The sequence below is a fragment of the Pseudomonas sp. HLT2-19-2 genome, from assembly GCF_054898005.1.
The window spans coordinates 196,967-211,754 of sequence record NZ_CM142712.1; the positions used below are offsets into that span (position 1 = coordinate 196,967).

The following is a 14,788-nucleotide window of genomic DNA, read 5'->3' on the forward strand; positions in this document are numbered from 1 at the left end:
CGGTGGTACCCACAACCTGTTAGACCAGGTCGACGCGTGACCAAATGTTTCGATTCAGTCGCAGCCCCACACTAGCCCTCACAAGGGATTAACAAAAATGAATAATAATTGGGTCAGCCATAAGTAAAGACTTATAGTTGACGCATTAGTCTGCAGCGAGAGCGCAAAAAAATGCGTAAGTCATTGATGCGTATGACATTGCGTCAATTACAGATTTTCAATGAAGTCTGTGATTTGAGGTCCTACAGCCGCGCAGCTGAAGAAATGTCTCTCACACAACCTGCCGTGAGCCTACAGATTCGTCAACTTGAGGAGCTGATTGGTCAACCGTTGTTCGATTACGTCGGCAAAAAGCTTTACATGACCGAGGCAGCCGAAGCCCTTCAGCGCGCCAGCCGGGATATTTTCGGACGCCTGGAAAACCTCGACATGCAGCTTTCAGACATGCAGGGATCGCTGCAAGGTCAGCTGAAACTGGCGGTCGAATCCAGCGCCAAGTATTTCGTGCCGCATCTGTTTGCCGCGTTCAAACGCCAGCATCCTGAAGTGAACCTGCACCTGACAGTGGTCAACCGCGGCCAAGTGATTCGACGCCTGTCGGACAACCGCGATGATTTGGTGATCATGTCGATGGTGCCGCAAGACATGGGGCTGGAGTTTCTGCCGTTTCTCAACAATCCAATTGTCGCCGTGGCGCCGCCGGATCACCCGCTGTCCCATATGGGGCCGCTGCGCTTGCAGGATCTTGAGCCCTACACCCTGCTACTGCGCGAACCGGGCTCCGGTACGCGGCTGGCTTGCGAGGAGTATTTCAAGGAGAAGCGCGTGCACTTCACTCAGACTCAGGAAGTGGCGTCGGCCGAAGCCCAGCGTGAATGCGTACTGGCGGGTCTGGGCTTGGCACTATTGACGCGCCACGCCCTGAACCTTGAGTTGGCGACCGGCGCACTCATAGAGCTGCCGATCGAAGAGCTGCCGCTGTACCGCAGCTGGTGCCTGGTGCAGGCCAAGGCGAAACGGCTGTCACCGGTGGCGCACGCGTTCCTTGCGTTTATTCGCAGCGAGCGGGTGCAGATCAGCGCGCTGGTTGAGCGCTTCGACGGGAAGTTGCCGATGCGGCCTGCCAGTAGTTGAGCTCCAGCTCGCCAGGAAAATCGCCGATCTCGGCCAGAAGCTGGCGGCGTTCGCAGCGATCTTCGATAGCGCGGCGAAATTCCATGCGGCGCTGGTCTTCCTGCTGACGACGGGTTCTGACGGCGCTGTTGCGTTCTTCGTAGGGCTGGGCCATTTCGAGTCTCCCAAGGCGATTACGGGAGTTACAGGATGGGCATTGGGGATGACGGTTTGGCGGCGGGCGGGTTACAGTGATGTGAATGTTGCTCTGTGGCGAGGGGATTTATCCCCTCGCCACAGGGTCCGTGTCGTCTTGAATCAATCGTCGAGGGCTTTTACTGACTTGGGCGACAGCCGCAAGCTGCGAAGGCTGCGCTTGACGCTCTTGAGGTGATTGACCAGGCTCGGCCCGCGCGCCATGGCCACGCCCATGGCCAATACGTCGATCACCACCAGGTGAGCGATCCGCGAGGTCAGCGGCGTATAGATCTCGGTGTCTTCGTGCACATCGATCGCCAGGTTGACGGTCGAAAGCTCAGCCAGCGGCGTCTGGCTCGGGCACAAGGTGATCAGCGAAGCGCCGCTTTCGCGCACCAGATTGGCGGTGATCAACAGGTCTTTGGAACGCCCGGACTGGGAAATACAGATCGCCACGTCGGTCGGTTTCAATGTGACCGCCGACATCGCCTGCATGTGCGGGTCGGAATACGCCGCCGCCGTCAGCAACAAACGGAAGAACTTGTGCTGAGCATCGGCCGCCACTGCACCCGAAGCACCAAAGCCATAAAACTCGACCCGTTGGGCCTGCGACATGAGCGACACAGCCCGCTGTAACTCCACCGGATCGAGCTTCTCGCGAACCTCCATCAGGGTGTGCAGCGTGGTGTCGAAGATTTTCAAGCTGTAGTCAGCGACCGAATCATCTTCATGGATCGCGAACTGCCCGAAGCTCGCGCCGGCAGCAAGACTCTGCGCCAGCTTCAGCTTCAAATCCTGGAAACCGGAACAACCGATGGCGCGGCAAAAGCGCACGATGGTCGGTTCGCTGATGCCCACGTTGTGGGCCAGGTCGGCCATGGAGCTGTGCATCACCGCCGCAGGATCAAGCAGCACGTGGTCGGCGACCTTGAGCTCCGACTTGCGTAAGAGGTGGCGTGACTGGGCGATGTGTTGCAGCAGATTCAAAGGGCTGGACTCTTTGTTATTGGCAGGTGCCGGGGATGTAGCGCGCTTGTAGTTATACTACAAGAATCGGCTTTTTGCCTGCTCAATGCGTAACTCGATGTCCCCATTTCACGCCACATGCGCTCCATGTAGCCCCTACAAGGGTTTCGCGTCCGCACGCAACAGCTCGGCCAGGTCATCGGCCTCGACCGGCCGGCTGATCAAATACCCCTGCACTTCATCGCAGTGCTCGGTTTTCAAAAACTCAAGCTGCTCCTGCCGCTCCACCCCTTCAGCCACTACTTTCAACGACAAGCCGTGCGCCATGGCAATGATCGCCCGGGTGATCGCCGCGTCCTCGCTGCCCTCCCCCAGACCGCGGATAAACGCCTGATCGATCTTCACGTAATCCACCGGGATGCGCTTGAGGTAGCTCAGGGACGAATACCCGGTGCCAAAGTCATCTATCGCCAACTTGACCCCCAAATCCCGCAATTGCTGGAAGGTCGCGATGATGTGCTCGACGCTGTCCAGCAACTGACTTTCGGTGAGTTCCAGCTCAAGGTTGTGCGGCGCCAGGCCGGTTTCTTCCAGCACTTGGCGGACAAGGCTGACCAGCTTGCCCTGACGCAGTTGATACACCGACAGATTGACCGACACCCGAATCGGCGCAAGCCCCTGGCGCTGCCACTCACAGGCTTGCCAGCAAGCCTGACGCAACACGAACTCGCCGATCGGGCCGATCAACCCCGTTTCCTCGGCCAGACCGATGAAGTCCCCTGGCGGCACCCGCCCCATGGTCGGGTGATCCCAGCGCACCAGCGCCTCGGCGGCATTCAGCCGGCCCGTGGCGAGGCACAGTTTCGGTTGGTAAAACACCATCAACTGCTTCTCTTCGATGGCTTTACGCAGCTGATTTTCCAGCTGCAAGCGCTCCAACGTACTGGCTTGCAGGCTGTCGGTGTAGAACTGGAAGTTACTTCCGCCCAGGTGCTTGGCGTGCTGCATGGCCATATTCGACTGACTGACCAGCGCGGAAATTTCTCGCGCGTTGTCCGGCAACATACTGATGCCCATGGACGCGCTGACCACCAACTCATGGCCATCGACAGTAATCGGCAAACGCAGCTTGGTCGACAGTCGGGTCGCCATCCGCACCAGACTCGACAGGTTGCCGTAGGCATTGAACAACACGGCAAATTCATCGCCGGATAAGCGAGCGATGGTGTCCGCCTCAGGCAACGCATTGACCAGCCGTCGGGCCATTTTCTGCAAGAGCTGGTCGGCGATTTCATGGCCAAGGCTGTCGTTGAGCAGCTTGAAACGATCCAGATTGATGTGCAGCAACGCCAGATTGCGGTGGCCGCCCTGGCGCACCCGCTGATGGGCCTCGCTTAGCCGTTCGCGGAACAGTGAACGATTAGCCAGCCCCGTCAATTCATCGTATTGAGTCAGGTAACGCATGCGCTCTTCGGATTCGCGGCGAGCCGATAGATCGGCGAAGAAGCCCACGATATGGCTCACATTTCCCCGAGCATCGCGCACAGCATTGAGTTGCAACCATTGCGGATACACCTCGCCATTCTTGCGGGTTTCTACCAGCTCGCCCTGCCAACTGCCGTGCTGCTCCAGTGCCTGATGAATCGCCGCGTAGTGCCGGCGGGCGTCGCGACTGCACGGCAACTCGACCGCGTTGCGTCCGATCATGTCTTCAATGTCGTAGCCGGTGACTCGGCTGAAGGCCTGATTGACCGCGATCAGCGCGTAATTCGGATCGAAAATCACGATACCTTCGCTGGCGGCCTCGAACACCGTCGCGGCCAATTGCCGCTGCTCTTCCAAGCCTTTGCTGACGCTGATGTCGCGACGGGTGCCGACCATGCGGATCACTCGGCCATTTTCCCCGCGCTCAACGGCCCGGCCACGGTCCTCGATCCAGACCCAATGGCCATCGCCGTGGCGCACGCGGTACTCGATTTGGTAGTCCTCGCTGCGGCCCTTCAAATGCTCGACCAGCGCGCGCTTGAGCGACGGCAAGTCATCGGGGTGCAAGCGCGGCTTGAGGTGGCGGAGCATCGCCGTTACGAGTTCCGGTTCCAGGCCGAACAGTTCCTGAAGGTGGGTGTGATGGACTTCGTCGGTTTGCAGGTTCCAGTCCCACAAGCCCAACTCACTGGCCTTCAACGCCAGCGCCAGACGCGCTTCACTCTTGCTCAGGGCCTGGTTGGCGGCGTCCAGCTCCAGGCTACGTTGGGCGACGCGGCTTTCCAGCTCGATCTGAATTTGCCGCAGTTCGTCTTCCGCGCGACGGCGCTGGTCGATTTCCTTGGCCAGCTTGTGATTGAGCTGGTCACTGCAACGTTGGGCCTGCTGCAAGTGCTCGATCAGTGCCTGATTCTGGAAGCGCCGCAACAGCCCGCTATCGATGAGCCGATTGACCTGCCAGGCGACCACACTTAGCGCGCCCAGTAAAATCAACCCGAACCAACCCCATCCCTCACCTTGTTCATCGCCGCCCCAGAACAGATAGCCGATGGCCGGCAACAAACAGGGCAAGGTAAAGGACAGAAACGCCGGCAGGTTGACCGCGTAGGCAACGCTGGCCGAAAGCGCCGCTGCGCCGATCAGGCCGAACACCCAGGCTTGCTGCATGAAATTGTCAGCGGGTACCAAGGCAATGCCGGCGCCGGCCAGGGTCAGGCCGGTCATGGCCGAGCCCAGCAAAAACATGCGGCGCCAGATCGGATGGGCTTGGCGGTTGGGTATCGCCGAATCAAAGGCTGCGACTTGAATCACCCGCAATGCCACCAGCGACAACAGCCACACCAGCCAGACGCTGACCAGGAAGTAGCGCTGCGGACTCCAAAGCAAGCCTGCGCAGACCAGACCATTGATCAACATGAACAACGTGGGCAGCAACGAGCCCTGATAAAGCAGACGCGTGCGTTCGACCGCCATTTCCATGGCGTACTGTTTGCGGATAACCCGGGGCTCCACGACGGGGCCCGACAGGTCGGTGCTGAGGGTCATAGGCAATGTTCTTGTTCTTATAATGATGAGCATGAGCCCGAAACGTCGACGGAGCATACACAAGCAAATGCCCGGACCAAACTGCCCGAGATCATAAAATCGACAAAAACTGCCCCCCTCCTTAGCCGCTGAAAAGGCTTGGAGCGAGCCCCGCCAACGCGTGCAGCCAGTGACCGACCGGTCGTCATCCGTGCTTCTTTCATCGGCTAATGCAAAGCTCGGTTTGCCCGGTGTGACGGCGCACCCTAGAATGCCCCGATGCGCGATGATCTCTCCCTTCTGCTGAACTCCCTCAACGATGCCCAACGCCAGGCCGTAGCTGCCTCCGTGGGTCGTCAGTTGGTCCTGGCCGGTGCTGGTTCCGGTAAAACCCGAGTGCTGGTGCACCGTATCGCCTGGTTGATCCAGGTCGAAAACGCCTCGCCCCACTCGATCCTGTCGGTGACCTTCACCAATAAGGCCGCTGCCGAGATGCGTCATCGCATCGAGCAGTTGATGGGTATCAACCCGGCCGGCATGTGGGTCGGTACCTTCCACGGCCTGGCGCACCGCTTGTTGCGGGCGCATTGGCAGGAAGCCGGCCTGAGCCAGACTTTCCAGATTCTCGACAGCGACGACCAGCAACGGCTGGTCAAGCGGGTGATCCGCGAGCTGGGTCTGGATGAACAACGCTGGCCGGCCCGTCAGGCCCAGTGGTTCATCAACGGGCAGAAAGACGAAGGTCTGCGCCCGCAGCACATTCAAGCCAGCGGTGATCTGTTCCTGGCGACCATGCGCAGCATTTACGAAGCCTACGAGGCCGCGTGCCTGCGCGCCGGCGTCATCGACTTCTCCGAACTGCTGCTGCGCGCCCTTGATTTGTGGCGCGATCATCCGGGTCTGCTGGCGCACTATCAAAAGCGCTTCCGGCACATTCTGGTGGACGAGTTCCAAGACACCAACGCCGTGCAGTACGCCTGGTTGCGTTTGCTGGCCAAGGGCGGCGACAGCTTGATGGTGGTCGGCGACGACGACCAGTCGATTTACGGCTGGCGTGGCGCGAAAATCGAGAACATTTATCAGTACTCCGACGACTTCCCGGACGCCGAAACCATTCGTCTGGAGCAGAACTACCGCTCCACCGCCGGCATCCTCAAGGCCGCCAACGCCCTGATCGCCAACAACACCGGACGTATGGGCAAAGAGCTGTGGACCGATGGCGGTGAAGGCGAAGCGATCAACCTGTACGCTGCGTTCAACGAACACGATGAAGCACGCTACGTGGTGGAAACCATCGAAAGTGCGCTCAAAACCGGCTTGGCCCGCAGCGATATTGCGATTTTGTACCGCTCCAACGCCCAATCCCGCGTTTTGGAAGAAGCCTTGCTACGCGAGCGCATTCCGTACCGCATCTATGGCGGTCAGCGCTTCTTCGAGCGGGCAGAAATCAAGAACGCCATGGCTTACCTGCGTTTGCTCGAAGGTCGTGGCAACGATGCAGCGCTGGAGCGGGTGATCAACGTTCCGGCCCGTGGTATCGGTGAGAAAACCGTCGAAGCGATTCGCGACCATGCCCGTCACAGCGATGTGTCGATGTGGGAAGCCATGCGCCTGCTGGTGGCCAACAAGGGCCTGACCGGTCGCGCGGCCGGCGCGCTCGGGGCGTTTATCGAGCTGATCGAGAACCTCGCCGCCAAGTGCATGGACATGCCGCTGCACCTGATGACCCAGACCGTCATCGAGCAATCGGGGCTGATTGCCTATCACGAAGCGGAAAAAGGCGAAAAAGGCCAGGCACGGGTAGAAAACCTTGAGGAACTGGTCAGCGCCGCACGCAACTTCGAAAATGCTGAAGAAGACGAAGATCTGACGCCATTGGCGGCGTTCCTCGGTCATGCGTCGCTGGAGGCCGGGGATACTCAGGCCGACGAGCACGAAGACAGCATTCAGTTAATGACCTTGCACAGCGCCAAGGGCCTGGAATTCCCTTACGTATTCCTGGTGGGCATGGAAGAAGGCCTGTTCCCGCACAAGATGAGCCTTGAAGAGCCGGGGCGTCTTGAAGAAGAGCGCCGTCTGGCCTACGTCGGCATCACCCGGGCCATGCAGAACCTGGTGATGACCTATGCTGAAACCCGACGCCTGTACGGCAGCGAGACCTACAACAAGGTGTCGCGTTTCGTACGTGAAGTGCCGAAAGGCCTGATCCAGGAAGTGCGGCTGTCCAACAGCGTCAGCCGTCCTTTCGGTGGTGGTCAGCAGCAAAGTTCCAGCAGCCTGTTTGGCGGCAGCGAGATTCCGGACACCGGGTTCAGCCTCGGCCAAGCGGTACGGCATTCGGTGTTTGGTGATGGCGTGATCCTGAATTTCGAAGGCGCCGGTGCTCAGGCGCGGGTGCAAGTGAACTTCGGTGAAGGCAGCAAGTGGCTGATGCTCGGTTACGCCAAGCTGGAAGCGATCTAAAGCCCGCCAGAGGGCTTATGTGGGAGCGAGCAGGCTCGCTCCCACAGCGTTCATCCGACCGGACACCCTTCCTACAGAACTTATCCACTCGTCCTACAGACCAAAGTTAACAGGCCTTATTGCGCTGACTGAAGCTGAACGCAACCTGTCAGGCAAAAGCCCGAAACACTCTGCCGCTAGCCAGTAACACTTCAGCTGTGCAACATGGCGCGCGTGCCTTCCACAAATGGGAATTCCCTTTATGAAACGTTTTCTTAGCATCGCCATGGCGTTGTGCATTGGCCTGACGATGAGCCTCGACGCCAATGCCGCCAAGCGCTTTGGTGGCGGCAAGAGCTCCGGCGCTGCGCCGACTCACCAGACCAGCCAAATGGCTCCTTCTTCTGCCGCAGGTGGCGCTGCTGCTACTGCCGGCGCGGCCGGTGCCGCGGGCGCTGCCGCCAAGGCCGGCGGTGCTTCGCGCTGGCTCGGCCCTCTGGCCGGTATCGCTGCCGGTGGCCTGCTGGCCTCCATGTTCATGGGCGGCGGCTTCCAGGGCATGCAGATCTTTGACATCCTGATCATGGCCGTCATCGCCTTCCTGGTCTTCCGGTTCATCGCCGCTCGTCGTCGCAAGCAACAGGAGCATCTGTCTCCAGCTGGCGCGCCGATGCAGCGTGAAGTGTTCGAACAAAAGCCTGCAGGCGGTTCGATCTTCGGCGGCTCGGCAGCACCTGTTGCCGCTCGTCCGGTGATCAATGCTCCGGCCTGGTTCAATGAAAAGAACTTCATTGAAGCGGCCCGCAACCACTTCCAGTCCCTGCAACAGCATTGGGACGCCAATGAAATGGACAAGATCTCCGAGTTCGTGACCCCACAGCTGCTGGAGTTCCTCAAGCGCGAACGTGCCGATCTGGGCGAAGGTTTCCAGTCCACCTACATTGATAACCTCAATGTACAACTGGACGGCGTGGATGATCGTGCCGACAAGACCATCGCCACCCTGACCTTCAGCGGTGTGTCGAAGACCTCGCGTTTCGACCAGGGCGAAGTGTTCAGCGAAAGCTGGAACATGGAACGTCCGCAGGGCGAGAACCAGCCTTGGCTGGTCGCCGGTATCCGCCAGAACGGCTGATCCCTTCTGCGTTAAGCATGCTGTAATGAAAACCCCAGCCTCGGCTGGGGTTTTCTATTTCGCGGTTGCATCTATAGCGAGCTACTGTATAAACCGCCCCAACTAAACCGCGCCATCAAGCAAGAGGATCCCGGACGTGGAAGAAATCATCGAACAACTGCGTGAAGCCAACGAACCGGTACCGGTCCCCTTGGAGTTGCCTGACGAAGATCAATTGGTGGAAATCGAAGAACAACTGTTCATCGATATTCCGTTTGTCTTCAGAGAATTTTTGCTGACCGTCAGCGACGTCGTCTACGGCAGCCTGGAGCCGGTGACCGTTACCGACCCACAATCCCACACCTACCTGCCGGACGTTGCCGCCAACGCCTGGGATGCGGGTGTCGATCGCAGCATGATTCCGATCTGCCAGGACGGTGACAACTACTACCTGGTCGAAGAAGACGGCACCGTGGTGCTGTGGCAGGCCGAAGAAGAACTGATTGCCGAAGAAACCTGGGAATCGGTGTGGCACTGGGCGCGGGACGTCTGGCTGGAAAGCTGATCTGCCTGACACCCTGCGTGGTCAATTCCCGGACGAATCCTTGTGGTTGTCCAGGGTTTCCAGCAAGGCCACCTGCATGCGCGTATGAACGCGGATGAACCAGCGCCAGAGCAGCGCCGCTACAGCGGCCGCTACTACGACGATCAGCACCAGCAACTTGTTGGTCGGCAGAATACTGGCCGACAAGGCTGCCAGCAGCAGGAAAATCACCAGCAGCGAGAGGATCGGGATCACTTCGGCGATCACCCGGCGCACTCGCTGCGTGTGGCGGCCGGCCATCTCCGGCTTCACACCCATCTCCGCCAACAGCATCGAGAGCGCCTTGAGCTTACGATAGGCGGCGATCAGGAACGGTAGCGACAACAGCAACGCCCCACCCCAGATCAACGCTTTCTGCCAGCTCGGATCGCTGATCCACTCTTGCAAGTAAGCAGACATGCGTTCGGCGAAGAAGGCGCCTGAGAAGAAGATCGCAATCACCAGTGCCAGATTGACCCCCACTTGCAACAGAATCCGCCGAATCATCGATGCCAGCAGCGCGCCCTCGCCCTGAGGCTGGATGCTGCGCAGCCATTCACCGTACATCCCCAATACCCTGCCCAGTCGCTGCGGCATCACCGCGGCAAGCTTGATCGACAGCGGATCAGCCGCGCGGATCAGGTAGGGCGTCAGCAACGTGGTGATCACCGAGACAGCAACGGCGACCGGGTAGAGGAAGTTGCTGGTGACCTGCAGCGTCATGCCCAGCGCGGCGATGATGAAAGAAAATTCGCCAATCTGCGAAAGACCCATTCCGACTCGAAGTGAGGTGCGTCCATCATTGCCAGCGATAAAGGCGCCCAGGCCGCAAGACAACATCTTGCCCAGCACCACGGCCACGGTGATCACCGCAATCGGCCACGCATATTGCAGCAGGATCATCGGATCGAGCATCAACCCGATGGCGACAAAAAAGATCGCACTGAACAGGTCGCGAACCGGTTCGATCAAGCGCTCGATTTTCAGCAATTGCCGGGATTCAGCCATGATCGCGCCAATCAGGAAGGCGCCGAGTACCATGCTGTACTCAAGTTTGACCACCAGCAAACAGAAGCCGAAACACAGGCCCAACACAGTGATCAGCAGCATTTCATTGCTGTCGAACTTCGCCACGTAGGCTAGTAATCGCGGTACCAGCAGGATGCCGATGACCAGTGCGACGATCATGAACAGCGAGAGCTTGCCGACCGTGGAAAACACTTCGCCGGAACTGACCGTGCCGCTGACCGCGATGCTCGATAGCAAAGCGATGATGCCGATCCCAAGGATATCCTCGACGATCAGCACGCCGAAGATCAGCTGCGCAAAACGTTCGTTCTTCATCTTCAGGTCGTTGAGCGCCTTGACGATGATGGTGGTTGAGGAAATCGCCAGGATCGCGCCAAGGAACAATGAGTCCATGGTGTTCCAGTCGAACCAGCGGCCGATCTCGTAGCCGATCCAGATCATCAACACGATTTCCAGAAACGCGGCGATGAACGCCGTGGCGCCGACCTTGAACAGCTTGCGCAGGCTGAACTCCAGGCCCAGGCAGAACATCAGGAAAATCACCCCGAGTTCGGCGAGTGTCTTGATCGTTTCTTCATCGTGAATCAGGCTGAACGGCGGGGTGTGCGGGCCGATGATGAATCCGGCGACGATGTAGCCGAGCACCACCGGTTGTTTGAAGCGATGAAACAGCACGGTCACCACACCCGCGATCAACATGATCACTGCCAAATCTTGAATAAAACTGATGGCGTGCATGGTGTGGGGTTCCTTGGGTGACATTGCTCAAACGACAGACGTGGGAAAGGTCTGATAGAGCAGAGTAAAAATCCGCGTTACGAGTGGGAATTGCCCTTGAGGCGGGCTTTTGAAGGGTAACACCGCGACTTCCGGCAGAAAGACGGTGCAATATATGGAAACAGATCGATCCGAGCGTGACGGCAGCCACCCGCCCGGCGTCCCGATAACTGTTGGTATGGAAAAGCTGACGAGGCCCCCGCAGAGGTGCCGCCCTCCCGAAATTCTGCCTTGAACCGTGAGAACGCTATGGAACCCGGAAACGCACAACTGTCGATGACGGTATTGATGACCCCCGACATGGCCAACTTCTCTGGCAATGTCCACGGCGGTACCTTGCTCAAATACCTCGACGAAGTGGCCTACGCCTGCGCCAGCCGTTATGCCGGCCGCTACGTGGTGACCCTGTCGGTGGACCAAGTGATTTTCCGCGAGCCGATTCATGTCGGCGAACTGGTGACCTTTCTGGCCTCGGTCAATTACACCGGCAACACCTCCATGGAGGTGGGCATCAAGGTGGTGACCGAGAACATCCGTGAGCGCTCAGTGCGCCACACCAACAGCTGCTTCTTCACCATGGTCGCCGTAGATGACGACCGCAAACCGGCGGTTGTCCCACCACTGCAACCGCAGAACAGCGAAGACAAGCGCCGCTTCATGCAGGCCCAGCAACGTCGACAGATTCGTCAGGAACTGGAAAAGCGTTATCAGGAAATCAAGGACGACGCCTGATAGGGCAAAGGCCGCAGCCTCTGCAGAGGCTGCGGTTTTTTCTGCCTGCGACGCCGTTACAAGCTAGATCGCCGTCGCCTCGAACCGCACCCGTGGATGGGCAATCCGGTCCTGAGCCCGCACCAATTCCAGCTCATAGCTGGCGCAGGCCTGGGTTTCCAGCAGCACTTCATGCACCGCCGACGCTGCAAATTCGAAAGCCGCCGCCAGGCTATCGCCCAACAGCACGCGAGCCAGAAACAGCCCGGATGTCAGATCGCCAACGCCCACTGGCTGACGCGGAAATGCCAGCATGGGACGACGCAAATGCCAGCTGCCTTCGGCCGTGACCAGCAGCATCTCAAAAACATCCGCCGGCTTACCGGGATAGTCCAGATGCTTGACCAACACAGCCTTTGGACCGCGCGCCAGCAACGCTCGCGCCATGGCCAGGCAATCGAACAACGATTGCGGTCTGCGCCCCGAAAAGCTGTCCAGTTCCAGCTGGTTCGGGCACATGAAGTCCGCCACCGCAGCCGCTTCCTCCAGCAGGAAATCGCTGACTTCCGCGGGCACGCTGCAACCCTTCTCCGGGTGGCCCATCACCGGGTCACACAGATACAGCGCCTTGGGATTCATCGACTTGATCCGCGCCACACCCGTCAGGATCGCCCGGCCCTGGGCCGCACTGCCGAGATACCCGGACAATACGGCGTCGCAGTTGCCCAGCTCGCCAATCGCCGCGATGCCTTCGACCAGCTCGGGAATCTGATGCGGCGTCAGCACTTCACCGGCCCACTGGCCGTACTGGGTGTGGTTGGAGAACTGCACGGTATTGAGCGGCCAGACATTCACCCCGACCCGCTGCATCGGGAAAACCGCGGCGCTGTTGCCAGCGTGGCCGAACACCACGTGGGACTGGATGGCGAGCAGATGGGGCGTACGTTTCATGCGGTGAGTTTTCCGTAAAACGATTGAAATTCAAGCCGCGCAGTATGCGACTAAACGCAGCCTGTACGACAGACCGGCGACGCAGTTAAGCTGACACTATCTAGTTGGAGCAACTTGTTCATGCTGACCCTTGGAAATATCTTAGTGCTGATGCTGCTTGCCACCGGTGGCGCGTGGTTGTGGCACAACCATGGCCTGCGAGAGCGTGCGCTGGAGCGGGTCACGCAGCATTGCGCAAAGCTTGGAATCGAGCTGCTGGACGGCAACGTGGCCTTGAAAAAGATCGCGTTCATCAAAGACGCCAACGACCGGCGGCGTCTCGCCCGTGTGTATAACTTCGAATTCACCGTGACCGGTGAAACCCGTCACAACGGCACCATCACCCAGTTCGGCGCCCACAGTGCGCAGATTGAGCTCGCGCCCTACCCGATGCCGTTCGACGACACGCCTGCGGTGGGCGACATCGTGAAGCCGCGCGCTGAAGTGATCGAGCTGAGCCAGTGGCGGCAAGAACACACTAAATGGCGTCCATGATTTGAGTCGGGCTCAATCGGCAGTTGGCTAGATCTCTCTGCAATGAATCAATATCCTGCGGTTCACTGAAAATCAGCTCGATACGCGAATCACGCCGCCATTCGCTGGGCTGCCAGTCCAGCACCGAGTTTTCCAGTGCATTCGCCGAAACCCAACCGTCGACACTGTGGATAACCAGCTTCGCCCGCCGCCAGACACGGCTTTCAAGCCACTGGCCAACGCGCGCCGCATCGAATGTCTGACTCGGATGCCAACGCCAGCCGACGCTCCAGCCACCCTCCTGTTCCTGACTCAAGCAAATTGGCAGCGCCGGATCCGTCCAGATGGCCGGCATCTGCGCCAATCCTTTGGGTGCGATGAAGTTATCCACACCCGCCACAGCCTGAGCCCCAAGCCCCGGTAATTTGCTCAACGGCAAGAGGGCTTGCTGCGTCCAATACAGAGGGCGAGAAGGCAGCTGCGCGGCGATTCGCTCGCGATCATTGACGTCGAGACCTTCCGCTTTGTTCAGCAACAACAAACCAGCACTGCTCAACGCCTCTTGTTGCGCCTCGGGCAGTGGTTTGCCAGCGGCAAGTGCTTGGGCATCCAATACCAGCACACAAGGCTGAATTACCAGCACGCCATGCCACGGCGCCTCACTCAACTGCCTGAGCAACTGCGCCGGATGACCCAGCCCGGAAGGTTCGATGAATAGCCGATCCGGGCGCGCCTTGCGCAGCAAACGCCCGAGACCGATCTGAAAAGGTGCACCGTTGACGCAACACAAACAGCCGCCGGCCACTTCACCCAGTGCGATACCATCGGCGTCCTGGGTCAGCAACGCAGCGTCGAGGCCGATCTGGCCGAACTCGTTGATCAGCACTGCCCAACGCTCACCGACCGGCCGCTGCATTAGCAGATTCTTGATCAAGCTGGTCTTGCCGGCACCCAACGGGCCAGCAATGACGTGAGTCGGAATATTCTGCAACATGGTCGAAGTTTTCTGAGGAGGTAGTGGATGCGGTTGATGGGATTGTCGTTGCTCCTGGCGCTCGCTTCAGGTGAGGCGCTGGCCCAGGCCTGCGTGGTACATAGCACGGCTGCGCGACTCGACGTGAAAGTCTGCCAGCAGAACCGCAACATCCCGGAAAAACTGTTCGCCGATGGTTTCTGCCTGCCGAACCTTCCGGGACAGAAAGTCGAGGTGCAGTACGTTGATCAATGCCCCACCGGCGCATTCGGCGTGTGCAGCAACGCCCAAGTCGCCAATATGCCTTACCGGCAGGATATTCACTATTACGGCGTCGCCACGGATGCAGCGTATTTAAAGCCGTTTTGCGAAGCCCAGAGCCAGGGAACCTGGCTCAAGCCTTGAAGCG

The 14,788-nt window shown here is 59.2% G+C and carries 13 protein-coding genes; 7 read left to right on the forward strand and 6 right to left on the reverse strand.

What is annotated here, in order from left to right; genetic code table 11:
* Window positions 1–171: 171 nt before the first annotated feature.
* Window positions 172–1,134 (forward strand): LysR family transcriptional regulator, encoded by a 963-nt coding sequence (locus ACYZTU_RS00905; protein WP_461967357.1) that lies wholly within the window; start codon window positions 172–174, stop codon window positions 1,132–1,134.
* On the opposite strand, the gene ACYZTU_RS00910 is transcribed toward ACYZTU_RS00905, so the two are convergent.
* The 3 genes from ACYZTU_RS00910 to ACYZTU_RS00920 form a co-directional block, all read right to left on the reverse strand.
* Window positions 1,076–1,288 (reverse strand): PA3496 family putative envelope integrity protein, encoded by a 213-nt coding sequence (locus tag ACYZTU_RS00910; RefSeq protein WP_461967359.1) that lies wholly within the window; start codon window positions 1,286–1,288, stop codon window positions 1,076–1,078. The two genes, ACYZTU_RS00905 and ACYZTU_RS00910, sit on opposite strands and share 59 nt — an antisense overlap.
* Window positions 1,289–1,431: 143 nt before the next feature.
* Window positions 1,432–2,298 (reverse strand): transcriptional regulator HexR, encoded by an 867-nt coding sequence (gene hexR / locus ACYZTU_RS00915; RefSeq protein ID WP_008156648.1) that lies wholly within the window; start codon window positions 2,296–2,298, stop codon window positions 1,432–1,434.
* 135 nt (window positions 2,299–2,433) lie between these two features.
* Entirely contained in the window at window positions 2,434–5,307 is a 2,874-nt protein-coding gene (locus tag ACYZTU_RS00920; protein WP_461967361.1) for an EAL domain-containing protein, read from the reverse strand.
* A gap of 258 nt (window positions 5,308–5,565) precedes the next feature.
* Here ACYZTU_RS00920 and uvrD point away from each other — a divergent pair, with 258 nt between their 5' ends.
* From uvrD to ACYZTU_RS00935, 3 genes are all read left to right on the forward strand, one after another.
* Window positions 5,566–7,749, forward strand: coding sequence for a DNA helicase II (uvrD, locus tag ACYZTU_RS00925; RefSeq protein ID WP_461967363.1), 2,184 nt, complete (start codon window positions 5,566–5,568; stop codon window positions 7,747–7,749).
* Window positions 7,750–7,990: 241 nt separating this feature from the next.
* Window positions 7,991–8,863: a Tim44 domain-containing protein gene (locus ACYZTU_RS00930; protein ID WP_461967365.1), complete on the forward strand. Its 873-nt coding sequence runs from the start codon at window positions 7,991–7,993 to the stop codon at window positions 8,861–8,863.
* A gap of 136 nt (window positions 8,864–8,999) precedes the next feature.
* Entirely contained in the window at window positions 9,000–9,407 is a 408-nt protein-coding gene (locus tag ACYZTU_RS00935; RefSeq protein ID WP_461967366.1) for an SMI1/KNR4 family protein, read from the forward strand.
* Between the two features lie 21 nt (window positions 9,408–9,428).
* Here ACYZTU_RS00935 and ACYZTU_RS00940 read toward each other — a convergent pair whose 3' ends face one another.
* The gene (locus ACYZTU_RS00940) at window positions 9,429–11,192 is read right to left on the reverse strand and encodes a cation:proton antiporter (RefSeq protein WP_461967368.1); all 1,764 of its coding nucleotides are present in this window, start codon (window positions 11,190–11,192) and stop codon (window positions 9,429–9,431) included.
* Between the two features lie 288 nt (window positions 11,193–11,480).
* Between ACYZTU_RS00940 and ACYZTU_RS00945 the strand changes: the two genes are divergently transcribed.
* Complete coding sequence (locus tag ACYZTU_RS00945; protein ID WP_461967370.1) at window positions 11,481–11,963, forward strand: acyl-CoA thioesterase; 483 nt, start codon at window positions 11,481–11,483, stop codon at window positions 11,961–11,963.
* Between the two features lie 63 nt (window positions 11,964–12,026).
* On the opposite strand, the gene pdxY is transcribed toward ACYZTU_RS00945, so the two are convergent.
* Entirely contained in the window at window positions 12,027–12,893 is an 867-nt protein-coding gene (pdxY, locus tag ACYZTU_RS00950; RefSeq protein ID WP_461967372.1) for a pyridoxal kinase PdxY, read from the reverse strand.
* 120 nt (window positions 12,894–13,013) lie between these two features.
* Here pdxY and ACYZTU_RS00955 point away from each other — a divergent pair, with 120 nt between their 5' ends.
* Complete coding sequence (locus ACYZTU_RS00955) at window positions 13,014–13,427, forward strand: DUF3301 domain-containing protein (protein WP_461971196.1); 414 nt, start codon at window positions 13,014–13,016, stop codon at window positions 13,425–13,427.
* Here ACYZTU_RS00955 and ACYZTU_RS00960 read toward each other — a convergent pair.
* Window positions 13,411–14,400, reverse strand: coding sequence for a CobW family GTP-binding protein (locus tag ACYZTU_RS00960; RefSeq protein ID WP_461967374.1), 990 nt, complete (start codon window positions 14,398–14,400; stop codon window positions 13,411–13,413). The two genes, ACYZTU_RS00955 and ACYZTU_RS00960, sit on opposite strands and share 17 nt — an antisense overlap.
* 27 nt (window positions 14,401–14,427) lie before the next feature.
* Here ACYZTU_RS00960 and ACYZTU_RS00965 point away from each other — a divergent pair, with 27 nt between their 5' ends.
* Window positions 14,428–14,784 carry an NADH:ubiquinone oxidoreductase gene (locus ACYZTU_RS00965; protein ID WP_461967376.1) on the forward strand — a complete coding sequence of 119 codons (357 nt, stop codon included), beginning with the start codon at window positions 14,428–14,430 and terminating at the stop codon, window positions 14,782–14,784.
* Window positions 14,785–14,788 lie beyond the last annotated feature (4 nt).

Coding starts and splice junctions, on each gene's coding strand:
- ACYZTU_RS00960 (WP_461967374.1), bottom strand. CDS start 14,400: ATGTTGCAGAATATTCCGACTCACGTCATTGCTGGCCCGTTGGGTGCC.
- ACYZTU_RS00945 (WP_461967370.1), top strand. CDS start 11,481: ATGGAACCCGGAAACGCACAACTGTCGATGACGGTATTGATGACCCCC.
- ACYZTU_RS00920 (WP_461967361.1), bottom strand. CDS start 5,307: ATGACCCTCAGCACCGACCTGTCGGGCCCCGTCGTGGAGCCCCGGGTT.
- ACYZTU_RS00930 (WP_461967365.1), top strand. CDS start 7,991: ATGAAACGTTTTCTTAGCATCGCCATGGCGTTGTGCATTGGCCTGACG.
- ACYZTU_RS00910 (WP_461967359.1), bottom strand. CDS start 1,288: ATGGCCCAGCCCTACGAAGAACGCAACAGCGCCGTCAGAACCCGTCGT.
- ACYZTU_RS00965 (WP_461967376.1), top strand. CDS start 14,428: ATGCGGTTGATGGGATTGTCGTTGCTCCTGGCGCTCGCTTCAGGTGAG.
- uvrD (WP_461967363.1), top strand. CDS start 5,566: ATGCGCGATGATCTCTCCCTTCTGCTGAACTCCCTCAACGATGCCCAA.
- pdxY (WP_461967372.1), bottom strand. CDS start 12,893: ATGAAACGTACGCCCCATCTGCTCGCCATCCAGTCCCACGTGGTGTTC.
- ACYZTU_RS00940 (WP_461967368.1), bottom strand. CDS start 11,192: ATGCACGCCATCAGTTTTATTCAAGATTTGGCAGTGATCATGTTGATC.
- ACYZTU_RS00905 (WP_461967357.1), top strand. CDS start 172: ATGCGTAAGTCATTGATGCGTATGACATTGCGTCAATTACAGATTTTC.
- ACYZTU_RS00955 (WP_461971196.1), top strand. CDS start 13,014: ATGCTGACCCTTGGAAATATCTTAGTGCTGATGCTGCTTGCCACCGGT.